Origin of the sequence: Mycobacterium sp. SM1, from assembly GCF_018361265.1 — a bacterium.
Taxonomy (GTDB): domain Bacteria; phylum Actinomycetota; class Actinomycetes; order Mycobacteriales; family Mycobacteriaceae; genus Mycobacterium.
This window is the reverse complement of sequence record NZ_JAFLNH010000004.1, coordinates 726186-734672: the sequence shown is the minus strand read 5'-3', so window position 1 is coordinate 734672 and position 8487 is coordinate 726186. Positions and strand designations below refer to the sequence as shown.

The following is an 8487-nucleotide window of genomic DNA, read 5'->3' as shown; positions in this document are numbered from 1 at the left end:
AAGGGCTCAGCCCGGCAGAGCGAGAAGCCTCCCGCCGGTGTGGAGCCAGATGAGGGTCCACAGCGGTTGAGCGATGCCCAGCCCCTGGCGCGCCTACCAGGCCCCGGCGGCACGAACGGTGAGGGGCGTGCGCAGCGGGCTGTCGGTGCTGGCCAGCTGGTTGAGCCGTTCTCGACCGAGCCGCCCAGGGCTGGCGAGGATCACCATGACGCCGATCGGGCTGCGGCTCCCTCAATATCTTCGCCGCCAGTTCCTCGAACCGCCACCCAGCTACGGAAACAACGCACCCCGAGGCAACCGCAGAACCCCGATTCTGTCGGAGCAGTCGCCTAAAACTAAAACGGAACCCGCCGCCGCTCATTTGCACCGGAAACACGACGCCACCCTGCCACCGAGTTCACCGGAAACGTCGGCGGCGGCCCCTACCGTGCTGGTAGAACGAGTGCGAACAGGGACGGTCCGTCACGAGGTGATGCAGGTGCTACAGCAGACGGCCGAGCGGCCGGTGGGTTCGCTTCCGGCTGGCCTGCGTCACCTTTGTCGGCTGGCTGAGCAGCTGACCATCGTCGGCCCGGGCGCCGGCCGGAACCTGCGGGTGGTCGTCACGATCCCGACGTTGCGTCTCGCTGGCGTGGCGGCCACGCTCGGCTCCGCGCTCGCGCCCGTCGAGTGCCGTGACTGCGAGCATGCGAAGCTCGCGCCCGGCGTGCGTGTTGCCGGATGGGTCTCAGGCGGCTCACGGACTCGCAGTTGGTCGCGGTGAGCGACAACGAGCTGATGTTTGGGGGATCCGGCTGCGCGGAAACCGCGACAGCGTTCATCGGCTGCCTACGGGGTTCCCCAGCGGCCGGACACGCGACTACTCGATGACGTCGGGCAGGAGCTCGCAGAAGCGCTTGGTTGCGCGGAGGGCGTCGGCGGCAACGGCTGTCGGCCGCGCCGCTGCCCACCCTGTCGTTGTCGCGGCAGACCAGGCACGTTCCGCGCAGACGTCGACCTGCTGTCCGCGGCGAGTACCTCGCTGCACCTTCAGGGTCGGCTGTTCGCTGGGGACGGACCTGCACGACTGGTACCGATACCTGGTCCTGCTGATGGGTGCCATTCCCGACCGTGAGGACGTGCCGTGGGTAGCGACGCTGCGCCCGCGCCTGGTCATCATCACAGGCACGGCTGGGTGGCTCGCCAGCTCGCGACGTAACTGGCCAGACGTGCCGATGCTCGTGCTGTTCTCGCGGCGCTCGCCCGCTGCGGCCGACGCTGCTGCGCTGCTGAAGGCATCTGGATGGGGCAGCGCCCGCTGCGCTGCCCGCCGCACTGCGCCCGCTGCTGCAGCCGACGGCGGCCTGGGAGTGCTGTGCCTGACGGAGCCGGCGACAGCCGCCGTTGACGAGGACTTGTGGTGAGCACGCTGGCGGAGTGGTTCACGACGTGGCGAACCGCGCAACAGCCGTCGATCAGCGTTGCGCGCGTCCAGTGGCGGGAACTGGAGCGGGTTACGGCCGCCGCTGGCGCGCTGCGACGTTCGTCGAGACGTCATCGATCGCGGCCAACGTTTTGACGGCGGTCTTCACGGCCCGGCGCGTGCTCACGGCGACGCCGTTGCCGCCGACTGACCCTCGCCCGGTCTCACAGACTTGCTCGGCAGGGCGGAGCAGTTCTTGGCCGGGCCCCGGACCACACGCTATGTGAGCCGTTGCGGCCGCTGCACGAAGCGTTGGTGTTGCTTAAGGCCTCGTCGTCACCGGTCGCCGCGCGCAGGTCGCAGAGATGTTGTGCGAGTACGGTGCAACCGCCGACGGCCGTCCCGAGGCGATCCTGGTCGTGCCGCGCCTGCAGTGGCTCGAGCCGGTACGCGGCTGGTTGGTCAGCGAAGGCCTCGACTGTGTGGACATCGCCTGCCCCGCAGAGCTACGAACGGCGCCGGTTAGGCATCGGGCGGCGGTTCTCGTCGGCCATCCGGCAATGGCTTTCTACTCGGCGTTCAAAGCGCCCGAAGCGGTCCTGCGCGAAGTGGGCTGGCTGCTGACGGCGCCGGTCGCGCCCGAGGTGCGGCTCGTCGTTCCCGCCGACGCTCCACCGCTGCGCCCGAGGACCTGTGGTTGCTGCGGCTGGAGCCCAGCCCGGGCTGGCGCTGCACGACGACGGGCCGCAGGCCAGGGACCGGCCACCCGACTGGCTGCATGGGCTCAACGCAACGCAGGCGGTGCGACGGACCCACGCCCCGCCGGCACCCCCACCGAGGATGACATACGGGCGGTTGAGGTGCAGATGGCGTCGGGGCACGCCGTGTTTTTCGATCCGCAACTCGGGCCCCGGCCGCACGTGGTGGCCGTCGACGACGACACCGGCGCGGTGGCGTTGCCCGCCGTGCCGCTGACGGCCGTGACGAGGGGCGTGATGCTCGCCGTGCGCGTTGGTGCTGCGCCGCATGCCCAGGTGGTGGCGCGGGCCGACGCGTGGCTCAAGCGGCGGCGGGGCTGGTCGACAGATCACATCGCCGAAGTCCGGGGCCACGCCGCGAGCCTGAAGACGGCGTTGCGGGAGGCGCTCGCGGCGCGCGGGCATGCAGCGCTGCGGCAGGAGCTGACCCAAACCCTCAGCGACGACTACGCGCGGGCTTTTTGCACAACCCGTTAGACGAGTCGTACATCGCCCCGCGCCGGTCCGGGTTTGAGGCTCTGGTCCGGGCAATAGGCGCGCCTGAGCTTCTAGGCAAGTTCGATGACCTGGCGACGGTGCGTATCGCGCACCAGCAGGCCGGGGAGGAGATCCGCCGGCAGCTTCTTGAGCTGCTCGACGACCGCGCGTGGGTGGCCGACGTCGATGAGGACGGCTGGACGGTGCTGCACGCTGGCGAGCTGGGGTCGCTGCTGCTCGCGGTGGTGACGGCACGGCTCGACGAGCCCGTGACGGTTCCGCGCATGTGGCTGGGCGCCGCGATCGACGAGGCGGGCCGGCGCGGTCACCGCGCTCACGGAAAGGGAGGGGCGGTCATGACCCCGCAGGAGACACGCGATCTCATCATCGACGCCGTCCGGCGGGACCTGCTCGGCCCGCTCGCCGATGCCGACGGCACCTACCCAGGCGCCGCGCGCTGTCCGGCTGGGGCGCGGACAGGACATCGAGCGGAAGAGCGACCTGAGCCGTTTGTTCGTCGCCGACGACGGCGCCGAGATCCTCGTCGAGCCGCCGACGGCGCGCTACATCGTCGGGGCTCTGTACCCGCCGCTGCGTCGGACGACGAGCTGACCTCGACGCCGAGCAAGCACCGACGGTGCCCACCGCGGGCGACGCCGGTGACGCGCTGCCGAGGTGGCGCCGCGGCCGGCGAAGCCCGCACCAGACGACGCCGGCGCGGACCGCCAGCGCTGATGAAGCCGCATTAGAGGACGCCCCGCGGGACCGCCCCGGACGGCCGTCGTCGTTCGGGCTCTCTTTTGTTGTCACCGAGGAGACGGTGACGTTGACGCTGCACGTGGACGGCGCGCGGTATGAGCCTTTCCCGTTCAGCTTCCATGGGCGCGCCGCGCACCGGATGGCACCGAGTACCGGTGAACGCCGAGTGACGGTGTCACTGCCCGGCGATGGCGCGCCGTTCAGTCTGGGGACCCGGTCGTCGTCGAGCCGCTGCGCCTCGAGGTGGGTGTGCACGCGCGGGCCGCGACCGATGGACAGCGGATTGTCACCTGCTACCTTGTGGAACCGGACTCCGGCGAATCGACCGCAGCTGTCCGAACGGGTGTTGTTCTCGGCGCGGCTCACCGCGGTGATGCCGGCGGCGCAGCTCGCGAACTCCGAGACCGACCACGACATGACACAGGAGGCGGCGAGCTTGCGCCTGCTGTACGCCGACGCGCCGGTGCGCGCTGTCGGGCATGGCGTCGACGCCGCCGTGACGACCTGCGGCGATCTCGCTTTGGTGCGCACGGAGTCGCTGCCGGTCGCCGAGGTGAACGGCACCACACCGGACGTCGGCGACGCGGCCGGCTCGCTCGCGGTTGACATGGATGCGCTCGGCCGGTGGGACCTGGATGCGGTTGCGACCGTTGAGCGGATGATCACCAGCTACCGCGAGTGGATCAGAAACCTGGCGCAGCCGCAACGAAGCTGACCGGGTCGGCGCGCAAGACCGCCGAGGCGCACGTGGAGGCCTGTGAGGCGTTCGCGGACGACGTCGCCGCCGGCTGGGCGCTGGCGGCGACGGGGCCGGTGCACGAGTGCCTGCGTTTGGACGTCAGAGGCGATGGCGCAGCAGCGGCGCAGCTACGCCGCGAAGACCCGTGCAGTGAGCGTGACTGACGGGGTTGTCACGGTCGCCGGCGTCGAGCCGGCAAGCACCGGCCGCGCCCAGTGGCGGCCGTTCCAGCTGGCGTTCCTGCTAGCGAACCTCGCACCAGTCATTGACCCGGAGCATCGTCGACACGGCGTAGTCGATGTCATCTGGATGCCCACGGGTGGCGGCAAGACCGAGGCCTACCTGGCGCTGGCAGCCTTCACGATGCTCTTTCGACGCCGCACGGAGCCCACCGCCGGTGGCACAGCGGTGATCATGGCGCTACACGCTGCGCCTGCTCACCGCACAGCAATTGCAGCGCGCCGCGTCGCTGCTGTGCGCACTGGAGACGCTCCGTGTCGCGAACCGAGAGGTGCTCGCGAAGAGCGGTTCTCCATCGGGGCGTGGCTTGGCCGGGCCAGCACACCCAACTCGCGCAAGACGCGCTGCGCGAGCTTCGCCGTCTCGCCGACCGGCGACGCGGTGCAACGCGGCCGTTCCTGCTGTCCCGCTGCCCGGCCTGCGCGGCTAAGCTCGGCGACGTCGTCGACGGGCGGGTGCTCGGCTTCGGCGTTCCAGTCGACCTCCCGCGGCGACCGCATGCAGGCGTCGTGCCCAAAACCCCGCGGTGCGCGTTCCACCGCGACCGCACGCCGCAGGACTGCCGGTCTACGAGGTGGACGAGGATATCTACGCGAAGCCGCCGACGTTCCTCGTCGCGACCGTCGACAAGTTCGCCCAGCTCGCGTGGAACGACCGCGCCCGTGTCCTGTTCGGTCTGGGCCGCAACGGGTCGCGGGAACGGCCCGCACCAGCGCTGGTCATCCAAGACGAGCTGCACCTGATCTCCGGCCGCTGGGCAGCCTCGTCGGGCTGTACGAGTCCGCGATCGACCAGCTGTGTCGGCACGACGGCGGCTGCTCACCGCACGTCGTTGCCGCGACCGCCACCACGCGCGCGTACGCGCAGCAGGCGGCCGTGCTGTACGCGTGTCCCGCCGAGCAGGTGCGCCTCGTGCCACCCCCGGGCCTGACCGTCGACGACAGCTTCTTCGCGCAGGCCGACACGACGAGCCCACCGCGGACCTTCCTGGGCGTGTGCGCCACCGCACCGGAAAGTTCGCGCACACGCAGATGCGCGTGCTGGCGAGCCTGGCGCACGCCGCATCCGCGCTCGAGCAGCAGGTGCACCGGTTGACCCGTACTGGACCAACGTTGTGTTCTTCGGGGCGCTTCGCGACCTCGGGCAGGCCAAAGCGCTCATCTCGACCGCCTACCGCGGCTACGCGTGGGGTCTCGTCCGCGCCACCGGCATTCGCACCGGCGCACCCCGCAGCGACGGAGACCGCCACACCATCCGGTCTCTTGTCGACGTGGAGCTGACCAGCGCATCGAGCAACGCCGCGAGCGAGCCCTGGAACAACTTGCTCGCCACCGGGCGAACCGGGAGCTATTGACCTCGGGCTCGCGACGAGTGTCATCGAGGTCGGCGTCGACGTCGACCGGCTCGGCCTGCTCACCATCGTGCGCCAGCCCAAGACCGCCGCGCAGTACATACAGGTCGCCGGCCGCGTGGGCCGTGACCCGGGCAAGGGCCGGGCCTCGTCGTTGTCCTACTCAACCCGCTGAACACCCGCGACGTGAGCCACTACGAACGGTTCACATCGGTGCACCAGCGCCTGTATGCCGCGGTGGAACCGGCGAGCGTCACCCCGTTCACAGACGCCGCGCTCAGCCGCGGGCTGCGCGGCGCGCTCGCGTCGATCGTCCGGCAGGTTCGCACGCAGGGCGTCGACCGCGTCCTGGCCGATGATGTTGCGCTGGTCCGCGCCGCCGCACAAGGCATCAGCACACGCGCCACCCAACTCGCCAGCCCCGACGCGGGGGCCCGCGTCGAGGCGCTGTCCGACGCCGCGCTTAACGAAGTGCAGACCGCCGTCGACCAGCAGCTCGGCTGGGTGTGGCCGGACGGTCCGGGGTGCAGTTCCTGCGACCCTTGGAGGACCCGGCGCCGCAGAGACCGCGAGCTGGCCGGTCTGACGTCGTTGCGCAGCGTCGACGCCGACGCGACCCTACGCATCGACGAAAACTGGCTGCCCGCCCGCGCCGCCGCGGTCGCGGACAAGGAGCCGGTGGCCGCAGCCGGCGAAATGCCCACCGCGGCCGACGATGAGGACGCCTGGTGAGCCGCTCCCTGTTCGTCACCCCCGTGCGCCGCGCTCACCTGATAGCGCCGTTCGGTCCCGGGTCGCTGCTGCTCACCCGCAACCGCGTCAGTGCAGTCGTGTGCGCGCCGGCGACCTGGCTGCGATCGTTGCCGGAGCGCCCGCCCGGCTCGGTGCCGGTCCTCGAGGAGCTCACCATCACCGACCGGCACCTGCAGGCGGCGACCGGCGTCGAACGGTTTGTGATGCCGTGGCCGGCCGGTGACAACCCCTCGCGTGACACCGACTGGATCGTGCCCGCGGTGCGCTTCCCGCTCACCGAAGCGTGCAGCAACCCACAATGCCAGCGGCTCGTCCGGCGCGACCCGGCGGACGCGAGCGAAGGCCGCTGCGACGCCTGCAAGTCACCGAAAGCGAAGCGCGGCAGGTGGCCGACGTTCCAGACCGCGCTCGTTCTGGCGTGTCCTGCTGGCCACCTCGACGACGTGGACTGGGCCGCGTGGCTGCACGACCAGGACGGGCCGGCCTGCCCGCAGCACGACGTCCGGTACCGCGTATCCGCAGCCGCCGACCGTCCGGTGCTGACGTGCAACGGCTGCAGCCGACGGGTGCAGTTCGACCCCACCGTCGACTTCCCGTGCACCGGGGCGCGCCCCTGGCTCCCACATGCCGGAGCCGAGGCCTGCACGGGCCGGGCGAGACCGATCGAACGGACCTCGACGACCGCGTACTACGCCTGGCAGATGTCCAGTCTCACCATCCCCGTCGCCGGCGCCGACAACCCGGCGCTGCTGCACGCGCTCACCGACAACGCGACCCTGCGCACCCTGCGTCGGCTCACCCGCACCCCGGAAATCGTCAGCAACATCACCGCGGTGGCAACCCGGCTCGGCATCCGCACCAACGATGAGGAGGTCACCCGCCACCTTGACGCGCTTGAGCAAGACCAGGTCGTCGGTCCAAGCCGCGCGGCCGAGTTGACCGCGCTGCTGTCCGCGGACCACCCCAGGCGCCCTACCGGCGCGCTGCCCGACCTGGTTGTGGAGCCCCAGGACATCGAGAAGTACCGCGGCAGCTCCCTCGGTCGGATGCTGTCTGCCGTCAGCCTCGTCCCCCGGCTCCGGGAGACCCGCGTCCTGGCCGGATTCAGGCGCATCGAACCCTCGCCGCCGGATCCGCGGGCCGGGTACGCCCAACTGTGGGGCAAGCCGCGTCCGGCGGCGTTCGCGGAGCAGTCCAACGACGACTGGCTTCCCGGCGACCAGGTCTTCGGCGAAGGCCTGTTGTTCATGCTCGACCCGGCCGAGGTTGACGCGTGGGCCGCGCGGGTTCGCACGGACGAGCGGATTGTGAACGCCGCACGGCCCGCGCTCACGCAAAACGAACCCGCGCAACCGTTGCCCTGGCTGCTCGCGCACACGCTCGCGCACCTCGTCATGCGCGCCGCGGCACCATATGCGGGATACCCGTTGCCGGCACTGCGGGAGCGAATCTTCGCCGTCGACAACCGAACCGCGTTCCTGATCTACACCGCGGCCGGCGACGTACATGGAACCTTGGGTGGTCTCGTCGAGCTCGGCCACCCGCAGCGCCTCGGCGAGATCCTCGAAGCCGCCGCCGCCGCCGCGGCCTGGTGCGCCACCGACCCCGTCTGCGGAGAGGACGCGCCGGGACCGCCCGGCCGCGGATCCACCCCGGGCGCCTGCCACCATTGCCTGCTGGTTCCCGAGACCTGCTGCGAGGCGTTCAACCACGGGCTGGACCGCGCCGTCCTCAACGGGCACGGCACCGCGCGCGGCTTCCTTGGGTAAGACGCCCGCGGGTCGGCTGACGTCACCGTGCCGGCTGCGCGGCCGCCGGGTCTGCGCGACCTGAGGCGTCACCAGCCGACCGCTCGGGCGCCATGGGTTGCGAAAACGACGTCCAAGTGCGTTTGGGCTCACCTCCTACACGAGGTCAGGCACCAGCGTGGTCTATCACGTGATCGCCGCGGAAGGGGCCAAATCGTGTTGGTGACAAACGGTTTCGAATCTGATCTGCGCTAGCGGAT

At 70.8% G+C, this 8487-nt stretch carries 10 protein-coding genes; all 10 read left to right on the top strand.

Translation table 11 applies throughout. The features are described from left to right. Positions 1-478: 478 nt before the first annotated feature. The 10 genes from MSM1_RS20040 (at position 479) to drmB (ending at position 8248) form a co-directional block, all read left to right on the top strand. A complete protein-coding gene (locus tag MSM1_RS20040; protein WP_213445644.1) occupies positions 479-763 on the top strand; it encodes a hypothetical protein in 285 nt (94 codons plus the stop codon). Positions 764-1091: 328 nt separating this feature from the next. Then, the gene (locus MSM1_RS20035) at positions 1092-1403 is read left to right on the top strand and encodes a hypothetical protein (protein WP_213445642.1); all 312 of its coding nucleotides are present in this window, start codon (positions 1092-1094) and stop codon (positions 1401-1403) included. Between the two features lie 364 nt (positions 1404-1767). Further along, positions 1768-2637, top strand: coding sequence for a hypothetical protein (locus tag MSM1_RS20030; protein ID WP_213445640.1), 870 nt, complete (start codon positions 1768-1770; stop codon positions 2635-2637). After that, on the top strand, positions 2622-3386 hold the full coding sequence (locus MSM1_RS20025) for a hypothetical protein (protein WP_213445638.1): 765 nt from the start codon (positions 2622-2624) through the stop codon (positions 3384-3386). The genes MSM1_RS20030 and MSM1_RS20025 overlap by 16 nt, the downstream gene beginning before the upstream one ends. A gap of 71 nt (positions 3387-3457) precedes the next feature. Next, complete coding sequence (locus MSM1_RS20020; RefSeq protein ID WP_213445636.1) at positions 3458-4111, top strand: hypothetical protein; 654 nt, start codon at positions 3458-3460, stop codon at positions 4109-4111. After that, positions 4075-4299 (top strand): hypothetical protein, encoded by a 225-nt coding sequence (locus MSM1_RS20015; RefSeq protein WP_213445634.1) that lies wholly within the window; start codon positions 4075-4077, stop codon positions 4297-4299. Before MSM1_RS20020 ends, MSM1_RS20015 begins: the two co-directional genes overlap by 37 nt. A 1190-nt stretch (positions 4300-5489) precedes the next feature. Beyond that, positions 5490-5729: a hypothetical protein gene (locus tag MSM1_RS20010; RefSeq protein ID WP_213445632.1), complete on the top strand. Its 240-nt coding sequence runs from the start codon at positions 5490-5492 to the stop codon at positions 5727-5729. Then, on the top strand, positions 5725-5901 hold the full coding sequence (locus MSM1_RS23120) for a helicase-related protein (protein ID WP_374101755.1): 177 nt from the start codon (positions 5725-5727) through the stop codon (positions 5899-5901). The genes MSM1_RS20010 and MSM1_RS23120 overlap by 5 nt, the downstream gene beginning before the upstream one ends. A gap of 11 nt (positions 5902-5912) precedes the next feature. Further along, positions 5913-6458 (top strand): hypothetical protein, encoded by a 546-nt coding sequence (locus MSM1_RS20000; protein ID WP_213445630.1) that lies wholly within the window; start codon positions 5913-5915, stop codon positions 6456-6458. Beyond that, positions 6455-8248: a DUF1998 domain-containing protein gene (gene drmB, locus MSM1_RS19995; RefSeq protein ID WP_213444379.1), complete on the top strand. Its 1794-nt coding sequence runs from the start codon at positions 6455-6457 to the stop codon at positions 8246-8248. Before MSM1_RS20000 ends, drmB begins: the two co-directional genes overlap by 4 nt. Positions 8249-8487 lie beyond the last annotated feature (239 nt).

Excerpts from the sequence above, each read along its gene's own strand:
- MSM1_RS20030 (WP_213445640.1), top strand. The coding sequence starts at position 1,768 with ATGTTGTGCGAGTACGGTGCAACCGCCGACGGCCGTCCCGAGGCGATC.
- MSM1_RS20035 (WP_213445642.1), top strand. The coding sequence starts at position 1,092 with ATGGGTGCCATTCCCGACCGTGAGGACGTGCCGTGGGTAGCGACGCTG.